This window comes from Vibrio sp. Y176, from assembly GCF_033438945.1.
In genome coordinates, this window is sequence record NZ_JAWOQS010001170.1 from 1 (window position 1) to 521 (window position 521).

1 protein-coding gene is annotated in these 521 nt (G+C 48.6%); it reads right to left on the bottom strand.

What is annotated here, in order from left to right:
- A partial coding sequence (thiL, locus tag R7O13_RS30800) for a thiamine-phosphate kinase (RefSeq protein ID WP_318305709.1) occupies positions 1-521 on the bottom strand: 521 nt, incomplete at both ends.

The following is a 521-nucleotide window of genomic DNA, read 5'->3' on the forward strand; positions in this document are numbered from 1 at the left end:
AAGAGATTGGTAATTGAGACACATCGATACTCACACCAACTTGTGAGCGTTTTAAAATATGTTTGATATCCGAAATCAGGCCGTCTGAAATATCAATTGCCGAAGATGCTAATCCTACCAAAGCTTGCCCCGCTAACACTCTCGGAGTACTTAGGTAGTGGGCTTTTTCTAGTTCATCAGCACCAATGCGACTGCGAAGTGCTTCATCTAAGACGACATCCAGTCCTGCTTTTGCGGCACCTAAATTCCCCGTGACATACACCCAGTCCCCGACTTTCGCGCCAGAGCGAGTCAGCGCTTTGCCCTCAGGCACAAAACCTTGCACTGTCAGTGTTAAGCTTAATGGGCCTTTCGTTGTATCACCGCCGATTAACTGAATACCAAAGTAATCCGCCAGTTCGAAAAACGCATCACAGAAGGGTGCGAGCCATTCTTCATCCGCTTCAGGCATGGTCAATGCAAAGCTTACCCAAGCAGGTGTTGCGCCCATGGCAGCTAAGTCGCTGATGTTGGATGCAAGC